At 41.7% G+C, this 14,928-nt stretch carries 9 protein-coding genes; 2 read left to right on the forward strand and 7 right to left on the reverse strand.

The annotated features are described in order from the left end of the window. Positions 1 to 24 precede the first annotated feature (24 nt). From AACU25_RS13495 to AACU25_RS13505, 3 genes are read right to left on the reverse strand one after another with little or no spacing between them, the layout of a single operon-like run. The gene (locus AACU25_RS13495; RefSeq protein WP_096576408.1) at positions 25 to 726 is read right to left on the reverse strand and encodes a carbonic anhydrase; all 702 of its coding nucleotides are present in this window, start codon (positions 724 to 726) and stop codon (positions 25 to 27) included. Then, a complete protein-coding gene (locus AACU25_RS13500) occupies positions 723 to 1,034 on the reverse strand; it encodes a P-II family nitrogen regulator (protein WP_096576410.1) in 312 nt (103 codons plus the stop codon). Before AACU25_RS13500 ends, AACU25_RS13495 begins: the two co-directional genes overlap by 4 nt. A gap of 4 nt (positions 1,035 to 1,038) precedes the next feature. Then, positions 1,039 to 2,007, reverse strand: a complete 969-nt coding sequence (locus AACU25_RS13505) for a sodium-dependent bicarbonate transport family permease (RefSeq protein WP_096576412.1) — start codon at positions 2,005 to 2,007, stop codon at positions 1,039 to 1,041. A gap of 165 nt (positions 2,008 to 2,172) precedes the next feature. Between AACU25_RS13505 and AACU25_RS13510 the strand changes: the two genes are divergently transcribed. Then, positions 2,173 to 2,511: a low molecular weight protein tyrosine phosphatase family protein gene (locus AACU25_RS13510; RefSeq protein WP_096576414.1), complete on the forward strand. Its 339-nt coding sequence runs from the start codon at positions 2,173 to 2,175 to the stop codon at positions 2,509 to 2,511. Between the two features lie 85 nt (positions 2,512 to 2,596). On the opposite strand, the gene AACU25_RS13515 is transcribed toward AACU25_RS13510, so the two are convergent. After that, on the reverse strand, positions 2,597 to 6,901 hold the full coding sequence (locus AACU25_RS13515) for a PAS domain-containing protein (RefSeq protein WP_096576416.1): 4,305 nt from the start codon (positions 6,899 to 6,901) through the stop codon (positions 2,597 to 2,599). Positions 6,902 to 7,484: 583 nt separating this feature from the next. Here AACU25_RS13515 and AACU25_RS13520 point away from each other — a divergent pair. Continuing rightward, positions 7,485 to 8,696, forward strand: a complete 1,212-nt coding sequence (locus AACU25_RS13520) for a serine hydrolase (protein WP_096576418.1) — start codon at positions 7,485 to 7,487, stop codon at positions 8,694 to 8,696. A gap of 212 nt (positions 8,697 to 8,908) precedes the next feature. Here the strand turns inward: AACU25_RS13520 and AACU25_RS13525 are convergent, their stop codons facing one another. From AACU25_RS13525 to AACU25_RS13535, 3 genes are all read right to left on the reverse strand, one after another. Then, on the reverse strand, positions 8,909 to 9,163 hold the full coding sequence (locus AACU25_RS13525) for a hypothetical protein (protein WP_096576420.1): 255 nt from the start codon (positions 9,161 to 9,163) through the stop codon (positions 8,909 to 8,911). Between the two features lie 246 nt (positions 9,164 to 9,409). Then, positions 9,410 to 10,351 carry a SprT-like family protein gene (locus AACU25_RS13530; protein WP_096576422.1) on the reverse strand — a complete coding sequence of 314 codons (942 nt, stop codon included), beginning with the start codon at positions 10,349 to 10,351 and terminating at the stop codon, positions 9,410 to 9,412. 117 nt (positions 10,352 to 10,468) lie between these two features. Then, positions 10,469 to 14,692 (reverse strand): ATP-binding protein, encoded by a 4,224-nt coding sequence (locus AACU25_RS13535; RefSeq protein ID WP_190445900.1) that lies wholly within the window; start codon positions 14,690 to 14,692, stop codon positions 10,469 to 10,471. Positions 14,693 to 14,928: the final 236 nt, after the last annotated feature.

The following is a 14,928-nucleotide window of genomic DNA, read 5'->3' on the forward strand; positions in this document are numbered from 1 at the left end:
TGTACCAGACGGCAAATTTCCGCCCTAAGCGATAATACTTACCTTGCCTGTATCTAAATCGTAACGACCTCCCACAATTTTGAGTTTGCCAGATTGTAAGCTTTCCTTTAAAAGACGCGATCGCTTTAAGCGTTCAATTTGATATTGCACATTGGCGACGACAGCGTTCTCTACTGGGTCACCTGGCTGATTTTTCACTCTAGCGACGGCTGGCTTAATGGCTTTGACAAAGGTACTAATATCACCTAGTAGTACTTCATTTTGCACGGCGGCGGTAACGGCTCCGCAACGCTCATGTCCCAGTACCATCAGTAAGGGTGAGCCTAACAGGGTTACAGCATATTCAATACTGCCACGGGCTTCTGGTGTGGCAATATTCCCCGCAATCCGGATATCAAAGATATCTCCGACACCTTGATCGAACAGAATTTCTACAGGTACTCGTGAATCTGCACAAGTGAGGATGGTTGCAAAGGGATGTTGTGCTTGCGCTACTTCCTGCAACCGCGCTGCTGATTGGTCGGGGTATTGGGGTTGATGTTCGACAAAGCGTTGATTTCCCTCAAGTAGCTTTTGCAATGCTTCATCGGGGCTGAGGGGTTGAGGCTTTTCTGCGGCTTGAGCCTGTGGAACTTGCCAAAGTAAGTCATGGGTAGATACCATCACCCCCAATGCGCCAGTGATTCCTAGCCGCAAAATGTCACGACGTTGTAGAGAATGCTTCATAACGATGCAACACATTTCATAGAGCGAATTTCCATGACATCGGAGATGTAACAAGTACCACCAAATTTGTTAAGCAGTGGTCTAATATTTTCCACCACAGGCTTGAGTTGCTCGGGCATACAAAAGGCGATGATATAGACATTATCAAGCATTGTCATATCTAAATCTTCTGCTCCCCCTCGTAATCCTTTGCCCGCAACGCCCCGGATTACAGCATGACCATGTACACCTGACTTGTCTAAACCATCTAATATTTTGGCAAGTTCAACGGAGTTGGCGATAATTTCTATTTTTTTAACTAGGTGCATATTATTACCTCCACAACAGGTTAATTCCGTACAGGTATAACGGAATACCCACAATAATATTGAACGGGAATGTGACTGCTAAAGCTGTAGAAACGTACAGGCTAGGGTTGGCCTCTGGAACAGTCATCCGCATGGCTGCGGGAACAGCAATGTAAGAAGCACTGGCACACAAAACAGCAAATAGTAAGGCATCTCCGCGAGGCATACCAATGAATTTGGAAATTGCCAATCCAATGCCTGCATTGACTATGGGAATTAGTATGGCAAATAAAATCAGAAAAAGTCCGGTTTTTTGCAAGTCTTTAATTCTTCTGGCGGCGACTAATCCCATATCTAATAAAAAGAAGGTGAGAACACCATAAAACATTCCTTGGGTGAAAGGTTCTAAAACGTGCCAACCATGTTCTCCTGTCAAAACACCAATCACCAGGCTACCTACCAACAGAAAAACGGAACTATTAAGAAATGCTTCTTGTAACACTTCTGACCAAGAAAATTCTCGCTTCTCATCTACTGTGAATATATTCACCAGGATCAGACCAACAATGATGGCCGGAGATTCCATGAGAGCTAAAGCTGCTACCATGTAGCCATCAAAAGTAATACCAAGCTCGCTTAAAAAGGCACTGGCGGTGATGAAGGTGACAGCACTGATAGAACCATAAGTTGCAGCGATCGCGGCAGCATCGTAAGTATCCAGCTTGAGTTTTAAGATAAAAAAGGTGTAAATCGGGACAAAACAAGCCATCAACATCGCTGCCAAGAGCGTCAAAACGACTTCTTGAGTGATGCCACTTTTAATCAATTCTACTCCGCCTTTAAAACCAATCGCAAATAGCAGGTATAGCGAAAATAGTTTGGGTACAGGCGGCGGAATTTCTAAATCAGACTTGACAAAAACAGCTGTCATCCCCAAAAAGAAAAACAGGATGGGCGGATTTAGGATGTTGGATATGATCAAACTAGCATCCATATTCATCCCCCCTGATGCTGATAAAACTGAAAATTAAAGGAACTTTGCATCTTTCAAAATTTAATGATTGACTCATGATGTATCGTGTATTGCTACCCCATGTCAATTGGGTGCGATCGCTCAATCTACTAAGCACACTTTTGTTTTTATAAATCTTAATTAATAATGCAAAAACTTTTATTTTTATGTAGTCAGAATCGGTTACGAAGCCCCACAGCCGAAGTGATTTTTGCAGAATATGAAGAACTAGAAACCGACTCAGCAGGGCTGGATCGTTATGCTGAAGTCCCTGTCTCCACAGAAGCGATCGCCTGGGCGGATATAATTTTTGTCATGGAAAAGTCACATAAACAAAAGCTAGCCAAGAATTTTCAGCCTTTTCTTAAGAACAAGCGAATAATTTGTTTAGATATTCCCGATGAATATGAATATATGGAACCCGCTTTAATTGAGCTATTAAAAAAGAAAGTACTGCCTTTATTAGGTAAAAAGGAGAATAAGTAAAAGGCAGAGGGGCAGGGGGCAGGGAGCAGGGGAGAAGTAAGAAACACCAATTACCAATTACCCATTACCAATTACCCATTACCAATTACCCATTACCAATTCTTTCCAATTCCAAAGCTTCTCTTACCCTTTGATGCTCTATTTTAAGTTGCTCGACTACATGAGCAGCATGATCCATACTATCAGCTATACCAATTGTTTCTATTTTTCTACATAATTGAGCAAAAATGACAGCACCAATTGTCAAACTGGCTGATATTAAAGAATGAGCAATTTGGCGAATTGCTAAAGTATCTTGTTGCTCAACTGCCTGAGAAATTGCTAATAGCTTTTGTGGTGTGTCGTCTAAATAACATTCAATTATCTCTACTAAAAGGTCAGGATCATCAATTGCTAACTCTTTTAAAGATTGAAAAGTTGTATTATCGATAGCGGGTAAAAGAGTTGTCTGAGAACTAGTTTCTGGTTGGGCAAAAGTCTGGATTTCTGAATTATTAATATATTGATTAATCTTCGATAAATGTAAGATTTTATAGTTGTCGAAAGCTTGAACAAGAGTCTCAGCACGAATTGGTTTAGTAATGTAGTCATTCATTCCAGCGCTGAGACACTCTTCTTTGTCACCTTGCATAGCATGAGCTGTCATAGCAATAATCCAAGGTTGGCTTTGAACCACGCATTCTTGACGAATCTGGCGCGTTGTCTCTAGTCCATCCATTTCTGGCATTTGTACATCCATAAAGACTAGATCGTAAGCTTGTCGGTGCAAAGCTGAGAGTGCTTCTAGACCATTATTGACGACATCAGCCCGATAACCTAAGCGCTCTAACATTTTTAAAGCTACCTTTTGGTTAAAAGCGATATCTTCGACTAATAAAATACTTAAGGGTAATTGTTGACTCAATTTAGAATCAAAGACTTGCGGTAGCGAAGATTGCACAGGTAAAACAGAAGTCTTTTGTCCGGCGAAGATGCGAATGCAGAGATCTAAAAGATGCGATCGCTTAATTGGTTTATTCAGAACACCGACAAAGTTTGATGTTGCTGGCTGTTCTGAGTTGGGTAATTCTCCCACAGAACTGAGCAACACTAGGGGTAAATCTTGACAGCCTGGTAAAGAGTGAATTTTTGCTGCTAGAGTTGAAGCATTCATTTGTGGCAGCTGCATATCCAAAATAGCTAAATCAAATTTTTCCCCAGAGGTAATATATTCCAATGCTTGCCAGCCTGAGGTTGCTGCACACACTTCCATACCCCAGTTTGAGGCTTGCAGGGTAATAATTTGGCGATTAGTTTGGTTGCAATCTACTATTAACAGTTTTTTGCTCGATAAATTTGGCTGCACAATATCAAGTTCAAATTTTTCCGAACTGGAAACTGCTTGTGCCACTATGGTGAAATAAAAGGTTGAACCGACTCCCACCTCGCTTTGTACCCACATGGTACCGCCCATAAATTCACTTAAGCGCTTGCTGATGGCTAAACCTAATCCTGTACCCCCATATTGGCGAGTCATGGAGGCATCAACTTGGCTAAAAGGCTTAAAAAGTCGCTCCATTCTATCTTTAGGAATGCCAATACCTGTATCTTTAACAGCAAATTGAATTTGGTATTCTTGGGGACTGATTAACTGTTGGGCTGTGACATAAACTACAACTTCCCCTGCTTCTGTAAATTTGACTGCATTACCCAACAGATTGATTAAAGTTTGTCGGACTCTGGTGATATCCCCCATAATTGTGTTTGGGGTGTGGCTTTCCATCAAATAGGCTAAATTGATGCCTTTGGCATTAGCTTGCGGCGCAAGTAAATCTAAAGCTTCTTCAATACATTTATCTAACTTGAAAGCATTTCTCTCCAAGTCTAATTTGCCAGATTCAATCTTCGAGAAATCCAAAATATCATTGATGATGGCAAGTAAAGTATCGCTACTGCTGCGAATAATTTCTAAAAATTCTTGTTGCTGGGGAGTAATTTTCATATCTAGCAGCAAGCCTGTCAAACCGATCACAGCATTCATCGGTGTGCGAATTTCATGGCTCATCATCGCTAAAAACTCGCTCTTGGCGCGGTTAGCGGCTTCTGCTTGCCGTTTTGCTTGCTCTAGGGCAAAGTTTTTTAATGTCAGTTCTTCTCGCTGGCGAGTTTCTTGTTCTAAAAGGTGAGCCTGTGCTAAAGCGATACCTAATTGTGCAGCAACGGCTTCAAATAATTCAATTTCTTCCTGATTCCATTGCCGAACATGACTGTATTGATATAAGCTAATGCCGCCGTTCGGTTGTCCTTGATAGGAAGTGCGGACAGAAAGCAGGGATTTTAGTCCTGTGGCTTCGCAGTTGAGGTTAGAGGCTTGGATTAACGGATCAGTGTAGACATTAGGAGAAGCGATCGCTCGATCTTGAGCAATGATCTGCTGAATATAGGGATGATCATCAATGGCAATCTCCATATCGAGCATGGATGTATAATCAGGTACAACATACTCTGCAACTACGGGAATTTGCGGTATAGGCTCACTCATGTAAGAGTGAATCAAACAACGATCAACAACAAATACTTTGCCAATTTGAGTAGCAGCTGTTTCAAATATTTCTTGGCTATCTAGACTATGGCGAATTTCTTGGGTGATTTTTTCCAGTAGTAGGGTATGTTGTAATTGTTTTTGCAGAGCTTCTTCCGCAAGTTTACGTAAGCGCAGCTCGTTGTAAACATCGCTGATATCAACACAAGAACCGATATATCCAGCAAAGCCACCATCAGTATGAAAGCGTGGTATACCTGTGTCTAAAATCCAACGGTACTCACCGTCAGCACGACGCAAACGGTACTCCATCTTAAAGGGTTGACGAGCATTAAATGCAGTCCAATAGGTATTAAAAGTGTTTTTTAAGTCATCAGGATGTATTCCCTTTGCCCAGCCATCCTTGAGTTCTTCTTCTAGGGTGCATCCGGTGAAATTTAACCAAGTTTGGTTAAAAAAGGTACTATTTCCTTCAGTATCAACCACCCATAACAATACAGGCGCACTATCTGCCATAATGCGAAATCGCCCTTCGCTTTCTTTTAAGGCGGCTTCGATTTGTTTGCGTTCGCTAATGTCGGTGTGAGAACCCACCATCCGCATGACATTTCCGGCTTCATCCCAAAGCGCTTTTCCCCGATCCAGAATCCATTTATAACTTCCGTCCTTACATAGCATTCGATATTCGGTTATGTAAAAAGGAGTTTTTTTCGCAAAATGGTCATGAACAACCTGCGTTACATCTGGTAAATCCTCTGGATGCACTCGTTTTGACCATTCATCCAAATTATGAGAAATTTCGTGGTCTTGATACCCCAACATTTCTTTCCAGCGCACAGAGAAAAAGACTTCATTGGTTTTGAGGTTCCAGTCCCAAATACCATCATTATTTCCTTGTAGTGCTAATTGCCAACGTTCTTCTTTTTCTTTGAGTATTGCTTTTGCTTGATTTTGCTCCAGAATTTTCAGCGCTAGTTCTTGATTGATGATTGCAATCTGACGATTGCTCAACATAGCAACTTGAGCAAAATAAACTAATAAGCTCATTGCGCCAGCTAGCCATAAGCCAGCAAACAAAAGAATTTCTGGGATTGGCGAATGCAAGTTGGTTAATAAATCGGAGGTAGGATCAACCTTAATTCGCCAGTTCAACCCATAAAATTCTACCTTTTGTTCTGTTTGCCAAGACAATAGCTCTGGTAGTTGTAAATCGTGGCTGTAAATCAACTCCTGACCATCAAATACCTTCAGTTTGTAACCTGATGGCAAATTGACAAATGATTCTAAAAAAGGTTGAATCTGCACAACAGCGACGATTAATCCCTCAAACTTATCTTCTTGAAAGATAGGTAGATATACAAAAAATCCTTTCTTACCAGGAGAGACATCGACAGTTTTCGTGAAAATAATTTGGCGGCGATCGCGAGCAGTTTTTAGTGCAGTTAGTTGTTGGGGTTGCTGACTAAGGTCGAGATTTTGTAGCGCTTCATTCCCAGCTAAAGGCACAATTCGCTGTACCCGAAATGCTGAATCTACCCATGCGATCGCTTGATACCCTGTAAAGTCATGCACATAGGCGGCTGCATCCACTTCCCATTCCTGTTGTGCAGCCACACCACCAATTTGCCAGTGCTTTCTCATCCGCTGCAATGCTTGAATGCGACTTTGTAGTTGGTTAGTCACTTGAGTTTGCACTGCGATCGCTTGCTGTTGAATCAGTTGCTCGACATTGTTTTTTTCTTGTGTTAATAATTTTTGCCAGAGTATAACAACCGCAACTGAGACCACAACACCAACTAACAATGACAGCAATGCTTGTTTGCTGTAACTTTTCACTGATTTTAACCAATGATATCCGTGCTGCCTCATTAATTAATCATCCTCTGGAACATAGATGCTTGTTCACTGCAAGAAATATAGGGAATAGGTGAGAAGTAATACTACTCGGTTGCAACTGATAATTTGATTTGGGCAAAGGTGAAAGAATTATGGTTAGAGGTATTTTATTGGCCTTTTTCCCATTAACCGATAAGTATTGAGCTAGGAGATGCTTCTGCTGATCAATTGGGTAATACCAACCTTTGGTGATTAAGAATGCTACAAAATATTAGCTCTCATCAGTTTTAGTTTTAATTATGGAACTGGGTAATAGTAATCGTACAATTACGGAGTAAATACATATAGATGTAGTAAAGTTAAGGTTATCTCCCTATCTCAATAAGAGGTGGCTGTGTTAATACTCATGACGGTTAGCAGTTTTAATAAAGTAGCGTTTTAACCAGATATTGGCTAAAAATGATTTTCCAATCACCAATAATTGCAGTGGTATTTCCTTATTTGATAGCAAGTATCCTGTCAATATTGCTACGTACAAGGAAATCTTACGGCAACTTTTACAACAGATAAATTAGGAACTCAATATTTATATATAAATATTTAGAAATTGATAAATATGTGGCTAGAAACTTTATTTTTAACAACAAGTTTGCTGTTACCAAATGAATCGTTAGCGACAACGAATCAGCAAAACTTATCATTAGTGGTACAAGCACAGTTACCTAAACAGGCGATTATGCCAAAAGCTGCTTTAGAAAGACTTTTAACTACTGAGCCTGTCAAAGCTGAATGGTTTACTTCTGAGTTTGTAGCTCAAGTACCGATAGCTCAAATTCAACAAGTTATTGCCAGCTTGAAACAGGGATTAGGCAATTATCAAAGAGTGGAAGAAGAAGGAAAAAACTACAAAGTTGTATTTGCGCGCGGTTATGTATCAGCACAAATTGCGCTAGATGGCAATGGTAAAATTGCCATGCTCTTTTTTCAACCACCCTCTAAGAGTTTAGAGGAAACAATGGCAGAATTTAAAACTTTCCCTGGAAAAGTCAGCTTTCTGGTTCTCGAAGGTAAATTAGAACGAGCAGCCTTAAATGCTACCACACCGCTAGCAGTGGGTTCCGCGTTTAAATTAGCAGTGCTACAAACCCTAAAATCTCAAATTGCTACAGGTAAGCGATCGTGGCGAGATGTGGTGGAGTTACAACCAGCTTGGAAGAGTTTACCATCAGGAATTTTGCAAACCTGGCCCGATCGCTCTCTTCTAACTTTACAGACTTTAGCGGCATTGATGATTTCTCAAAGTGACAATACGGCTACCGATAGCTTAATTAACATTTTGGGACGACAGGCTATTGAATCGCTCACACCCCACAACCGTCCTTTGTTGACAACGCGTGAGTTATTTTTGCTGAAAAGCGCGAGAAATCAAGAGTTATTAAAACGTTACCGCAGTAGCAATGAAGCTCAAAAACGCGCAATCTTACAATCACTAGCGTCACAACCTATACCTAAAGTCAGTGAATTTGAGGCAAATAAACCCATCCTGGACGTTGAATGGTTTTTTACAGCTAAAGAACTCTGTGAACTGATGACACAAGTTACCGATTTACCTTTAATGAGCATCAATCCGGGAGTTGCTAAAGCCGAAGATTGGGAAAGAGTAGCATTTAAAGGTGGCTCAGAACCAGGAGTTTTAAATCTCACAACTTGGTTAAAAGCCAAAAACGGTAAGCAATATTGTGTGGCTGCTACCTGGAACAATAACGCACCCTTAGAAGAATCTCGCTTTTTTAATTTATATAGTAGTGCGATCGCAGGACTAAAGTAAGACAATTTTAGATTTTGGATTGTCTAAGAATCCGATTTTATTTCTGAATGTAGCGTGCATTAGGTGTAGCCGTAACGCACGAAAAGCTGTAATACATCACATCATAAAAATAGTAGGGAATTTAATTATTTATAATTGGGACATCATAAAGTAAAACCTAAAATTAAACCTTAATATTTCCCAACTCATTTTATGATGTCATGTAATTATCATTAATCACTATCGTGATTTGCAGGTGCTTTAACTTGTAAATTATCACCCTGCTTTTTAACTGAAAAATCAGTTTCATTTTTGCTATTTTGAGCAAGACCAGCCGCACCAGCAATTGCTGTGCTTGCAAGTCCCAAACCAGCAGACTTATCGTTACCGTTGGATGAAACTAAAACAGTTACACCAATCACAGCGCCAACAGTAGCCATAAATATAGGAGTTATAGCCCGAATTAATTCTGGGGTAACATCTTTCATAGAGGTTTTATATGGGGTTAGTTGCTATCTAAATGTAGATACCCGCTATACAATTCAGATTCCAGAATTCATCTCATATTTTTTGAGATAGCAAAATCACAACTAATCTACTCAATACTTGTCGGTTAAGGAAAAAAATGTGAATGAGAAAAGGGAAAGAAAAAACCTTTCACCCTTAACCTTTAACCTTTTTCCCAAAACCAATTTTGATTTCAAAACGCTTAAGTGAGTAGTATTGCTACCCGACTAAATTTGACCAGATGCTAACTTTTGCAACCAATGTTGAGCTTCTGCATACAACTTAAACTTGCTTTCATCAGCACGAAACTCTGAAGTATGAACCATCCTTCTGCCATTCACCCATTTTGTACCGTGGTGTTTGTGTAGTAACTCGTGAAATAACACAAATTCAATTACAAATTCCGGTATATTGCCATCATCCAGAGTTAAACTCATCACGACTCTATCTCTAGCTGGCTCATAATGTCCGAATTTACGGTAAGTATTAATTTTGCTCCATGCTAGACGTGGTTTTGCAAGATTAGCAGCGAAATATTCTTGATTGATTTTGTCAAACAAATTATTTAAGTTATAAAAACTCCCTTGAGGATTTTCTGCGATGACTTCGGCGATTAAATCTAGTGTGAGCAGAACGCTACTATATTCTTCTGAGCTAGCAAAAGACCGAATCAGTTTTGTAGTCTCTTGATTTTTGCCCACAATTATAGATTTTACTACCGCTTCTAAAACTGCATCTGATGCATTGATAAATCCTTCGCTAATTGTAATATGAGTAAAATTATGAGATTTTTTACCTTTATATAATCCTGCTAAATTAGTTAATTCTACTTTTAACTCTATAGATTCTTGTTTATCTTTTGGCAAGATTTCTTGAGCTATTTGTCGCAGACGATAAGTACTATTAATGTGCAATTGTAAATTATATTCATCCGCTAAAAACTTGAGCCAGGAGTAAATCTGACGTGATGAACTAGCCAGATTAGCTGGTGTTGCTTGTTGAACAGTACAGATTTCTTCAATTCTGGTAACTGTTCTCGCAAAAATTTGAGTGAGTTTGTTAATTTCAGCAGAGTTTGGTGTATCAGTTGCAGCTAAATTAAAAATATTCTGTAAGATACTATTTTGTTGTGCTTTGATATTTTTGAGGCTAATAATTTTAATTGTCATTTGTTATTTGTCATTGGTTAAGGGTCAAGTGTCAAATGTCAAGGGTCAAAAGTTATTTATCTCAATTCCCATTACCCATTACCCATTACCCATTACCCATTACCCATTACCCAATCCCTAATACCTACCCAGTAAACTTGTAATTACACTAATCAGCTCATCCGGCTCAACGGGTTTAGATAGATGCTTTTGAAAGCCTGCTAAGAGTGCTTGTTGTTGATTGAGTTCTCCTGCATAGGCTGTTAAAGCGATCGCAGGAATAGGTTTTGCTTTTTCTGTTGGCAATGCTTTAATCTGACGCATTAACATATAACCATCCATTTCTGGCATTCCAATGTCGCTAAGTAATATATCTGGCTGTGATTGTACTAATGCTTGCATTGCTGCTGCTGCTGATGCTACTGCAGTCACATTTGCACCACTCTGTTCTAGTACAAAGCTATAGAATTCACGGGTATCGGGATCATCGTCCACAACTAAAATGTTAATTCCCGCCAACACTGCTGTATCAGCAGCCAGGTTAGCTGTTTCACTTTCACCCTTCAGCCTTCCACCTTCATCCTGCAAAAGTGGTAGCCTCACCGTGAATGTCGCACCTTGTCCTTCACCTGGACTTTCAGCGCTGACGGTTCCGCCATGTAGTTCTACTAGATGGCGCACGATCGCTAATCCTAAACCCAAGCCGCCAAACTTGCGAGTTGTGGTACTGTCGGCTTGGCAGAAATATTCAAACACATAAGGTAGGAAACTAGAACTAATACCTTTGCCTGTATCGCTCACGGTAATTTGCGCTTGAGCGTCAATATAATCTAGGCTGATATTTATTTTTCCTCGCTCTGGAGTAAATTTAACGGCATTAGATAATAAATTCCAAACTATTTGCTGTAAACGGCTAGAATCACCCAAAACTAAGCCTAAAGAGGCATCTAACATAGTATTAATTTGAATATTTTTGGCTACGGCTGCTAGGCGTACTGTTTCCATTGCTGCCTCAATCACAGATACTAAGTCAACAGCCGCCATGTTGAGATTAAGCTTACCGCGTAGGATACGGGAGACATCTAGTAAATCGTCAATTAGTTGCACTTGTAATTGAGCATTACGTTCAATTGTCGCCAAGGCTTTCTGCTGACTGGCTGGGTCAAAGTTATTGGTCTGTAAAAGCCTTGACCAACCGAGAATGGGATTTAGAGGCGATCGCAATTCATGGGATAACACCGCCAGAAACTCATCTTTAATGCGGTTGGCTTTTTCGGCTTCAGATCTTGCGGCTTGTTCTAGTTTCAAAAGGCGATCGCGTTCGGTTTCTGCTGCTTTGCGTTCGGTAATATCAATGACTGAGCCAATGTAACCAAGAAACTCACCATCCCAGCTTAACCAAGGAGTCGCTGCATCAATTACCCAGCGATATTCACCATCCTTGCGCCGCAAGCGGTACTCTATCCGAAATGCCTCATGGCGTTGATTAGCCGCTAAGAAAGCATTTTTGGCTGACTCGAAATCTTCTGGATGCACAGCATCTAACCACCCTAAACCTAGACCTGTTTCCTCAGTTTGTCCGGTGAAATTGTACCAGCTTTGGCTCAGGTAAGTACAACAGCCTGTGGGGTCAGTTACCCAAACCATCACTGGGGCGTTGTCAGCCATATTTCGGAATCGCTGCTCACTCTCTCGCAGTGCTGCTTCTGCTTGTTTTTGCTCGCTAATGTCTGTGACAAAAACACTGACACCATCAGCAAAGGGATAAATCCGATTTTCCAACCAGCGCCGCCAAGCAGGGTAATAATACTCAAATCTTACTACCTGCTGTTGGGCAAAGGCGTGATGAACTTGGGTATAAAATTCACTGTCAATTACATCGGGATATAGTTCCCAAATCACTTTACCGAGCAGTTCTTCTTTGGACTTGCCCACAAATACGGTTACTTGATCGTTCACAAAGCTGTAGCGCCACTCCCGATCTAGGACGTAAAACTGGTCTTTGATACCTGCTAGCACAGTTTCTAGGTGAGCTGTTGCCACCTCTGCTTCCAGCCTTAGCCCTTGCTCCCGTTGCATGGCTTCGTCCCGCAGCCGGGCTAGTTTTAAAGCAGCTTCCACCCGCGCCAATAATTCACGGGCAGAGAAAGGCTTAATCAGGTAATCATCAGCACCCGCTTCTAAACCCTCCACCCGTGCTTCTTCCCCCGCCCGTGCTGACAGTAGAATAATTGGTACATTTTTTGTCTGTGGCTCATTGCGTAGCGCTTGTAATAGTCCAAAGCCATCTAGACCTGGCATCATCACATCCGTCAGGATTAAATCTGGTACGCGTCTTTGAGCCGCAGACAAAGCCGCTAAACCATCCGCTACTGCTTCCACTTCATACTGCTGATTCAACAACCGCTTCACATAATCGCGCATATCAGCATTATCATCAGCCAAGAGAATCCGGGCAGAGGGAGCAGAGGAAGCAGAGGGGGCAGAGGGGGAAACTACTCCCTCATCTTCGACTATGGGTAGCCAACGTAGGGCTTCTTCTAGGTAAGAAGTGGCATTTAAGGCGGTGGAAGCTAGGGTGCGAGGAGCGCTGATGCGGTCTGGTGGTAAATGAGCTGACTCTGTAGGAATGGACACCGTAAAGCAGCTACCTTGTCCGAAAACACTAGTAACTTGGACATTTCCCCCATGCATTTGCACCAATTCTCTCACTAGTGATAAGCCAATTCCTGAGCCTTCAAAGGTGCGCCCTTGCGCGCCTTTAACGCGGTGAAAGCGTTCAAATAAATGGGAAATTTCTTCGCTGGGGATACCAATCCCGGTGTCTTTAACTTGCAACTCTACAGAGTCGTTTAGCCAGTGTAAGCTAACGGTGATTTCTCCGGTAAATGTAAACTTAAAGGCATTGGAAATCAGATTGAGGACAATTTTCTCCCACATATCCCGATCCACATACACTGGTGCTGGTAAGGGAGGACAATTAACGACTAACTGCATATCTGCTCGTTCAATCGCGGAACGAAATACACTGGCTAATTCGGCGGTAAAACTCGCCAGGTCGATGGGTTCGTAGGAAGCTTGGACTCTTCCAGCTTCAATGCGGGAAAAATCTAGCAAAGTGTTGACCAATTTCAATAGCCGCAGTCCATTGCGTTGCACCATTTCTAACTGTTCGCGTTCCTTAGCTGCAAGCAAGCTAGCAGCGTTATTTAAGGTTTCCTCTAGCGGCCCTAACATCAGGGTGAGTGGAGTGCGAAATTCGTGACTGACGTTGCTAAAAAAAACTGTTTTGGCGCGATCTAATTCTGCTAAAGCTTCCGCCCGTTTGCGTTCTTCTTCATAAGCTTGGGCGTTAGCAATGCTGGCGGCAATTTGGGCAGCTACCAGTTCGATAAACCCTTGATAGTTATTGTCAAATAACCGAAACGGATTTAAACCGACAATTAATATCCCAGCTTTTCCCGTTTGTCCTGATGGGGCGATGGGTACAGCTACTGCTTGATGTGGCGGTTGTGGCCAAGCACCTGTAGGGAGGTTGACAAAATGCAAAGGTAAATCATCAATTAAGCATGGTTTATGGGTTCTCAGAACTTCCGCAAACGGCCATACTGCATCATCAATAGCAGCAGTTTCGGGAACGGCTAGATGATCCCGCCCAATCCCAGAAGTTCCCGCGAGAAACACGCGCTGTTGTTCTGGATCTACCAGATAAATCATCGCCAAGGGTAGATCGTAAGGGTTCGTTGCTAAACAACTTGCACTGAGAGAACAGGCTTCATCGAATGTCCGTGCATCTACAGTCCGCGCCGCTAATTCCCGTAATAGTGCTAACTGACGTTCACTAATGATGCGTTGTGTATCGTCTGTGTTAGCGCAGATAATGCCGCCTGTTCCGCCTTGATCGTTGGGAACTGGGCTATAAGAAAAGGTATAATATGTTTCTTCTGGGTAGCCATTGCGCTCCATAATTAGTAGTAGCGCTTCGTCGTAAGTCCCCTCATTATTTAGCATAGCTGATTCAGCTCTGGGGCCTACCTGATCCCAAATCTCTCGCCATACATAAGCAGCCGGCTGTCCCAATACTTCTGGATGTTTACCACCCAGAATGGCTTTGTAGGCATCATTATAAAGATTAATTAATTCCTCGCCCCACCAAACAAACATGGCTTGGCGAGAAGTAAGCATAATTCTGACGGCTGTTTTCAGGCTTTGCGGCCATTGTTCTGTAGGGCCAAGGGAAGTTTGCGACCAATCCTTTGCTCGCATCCGCGCCCCCATTTCACCTCCGCCCAGCAGAAAGTTAACATCTGCACTGCTGGCTGACGACAACTTATTTTTTACACCTCCATCCTGATTAGCCATACAAATAAAGCCTACTCCTATTTGGGAAAATACATTATCCACAGGAATTGACCACGTTCACCTCATTGATTGAGTAGGCTATCAATTCGTTGCATTGCTCATTTAGAAGGTGTAACGCGTCGATTTTCCTTCATAATGCAATATATACTAATTTTTTCTGTAGATTAGGTCTTTTGCGATCAGCCTACAGATAGAGATGTTGTGCTTTGCTGTCATGGCAAGGTAGAGATGCAATT

Origin of the sequence: Tolypothrix tenuis PCC 7101 (assembly GCF_963874875.1) — a bacterium.
Lineage (GTDB): Bacteria > Cyanobacteriota > Cyanobacteriia > Cyanobacteriales > Nostocaceae > Aulosira > Aulosira tenue.

Excerpts from the sequence above, each read along its gene's own strand:
- AACU25_RS13525 (WP_096576420.1), bottom strand. The coding sequence starts at position 9,163 with ATGAAAGATGTTACCCCAGAATTAATTCGGGCTATAACTCCTATATTT.
- AACU25_RS13535 (WP_190445900.1), bottom strand. The coding sequence starts at position 14,692 with ATGGCTAATCAGGATGGAGGTGTAAAAAATAAGTTGTCGTCAGCCAGC.
- AACU25_RS13520 (WP_096576418.1), top strand. The coding sequence starts at position 7,485 with ATGTGGCTAGAAACTTTATTTTTAACAACAAGTTTGCTGTTACCAAAT.
- AACU25_RS13495 (WP_096576408.1), bottom strand. The coding sequence starts at position 726 with ATGAAGCATTCTCTACAACGTCGTGACATTTTGCGGCTAGGAATCACT.
- AACU25_RS13500 (WP_096576410.1), bottom strand. The coding sequence starts at position 1,034 with ATGCACCTAGTTAAAAAAATAGAAATTATCGCCAACTCCGTTGAACTT.
- AACU25_RS13505 (WP_096576412.1), bottom strand. The coding sequence starts at position 2,007 with ATGGATGCTAGTTTGATCATATCCAACATCCTAAATCCGCCCATCCTG.
- AACU25_RS13510 (WP_096576414.1), top strand. The coding sequence starts at position 2,173 with ATGCAAAAACTTTTATTTTTATGTAGTCAGAATCGGTTACGAAGCCCC.
- AACU25_RS13515 (WP_096576416.1), bottom strand. The coding sequence starts at position 6,901 with ATGAGGCAGCACGGATATCATTGGTTAAAATCAGTGAAAAGTTACAGC.
- AACU25_RS13530 (WP_096576422.1), bottom strand. The coding sequence starts at position 10,351 with ATGACAATTAAAATTATTAGCCTCAAAAATATCAAAGCACAACAAAAT.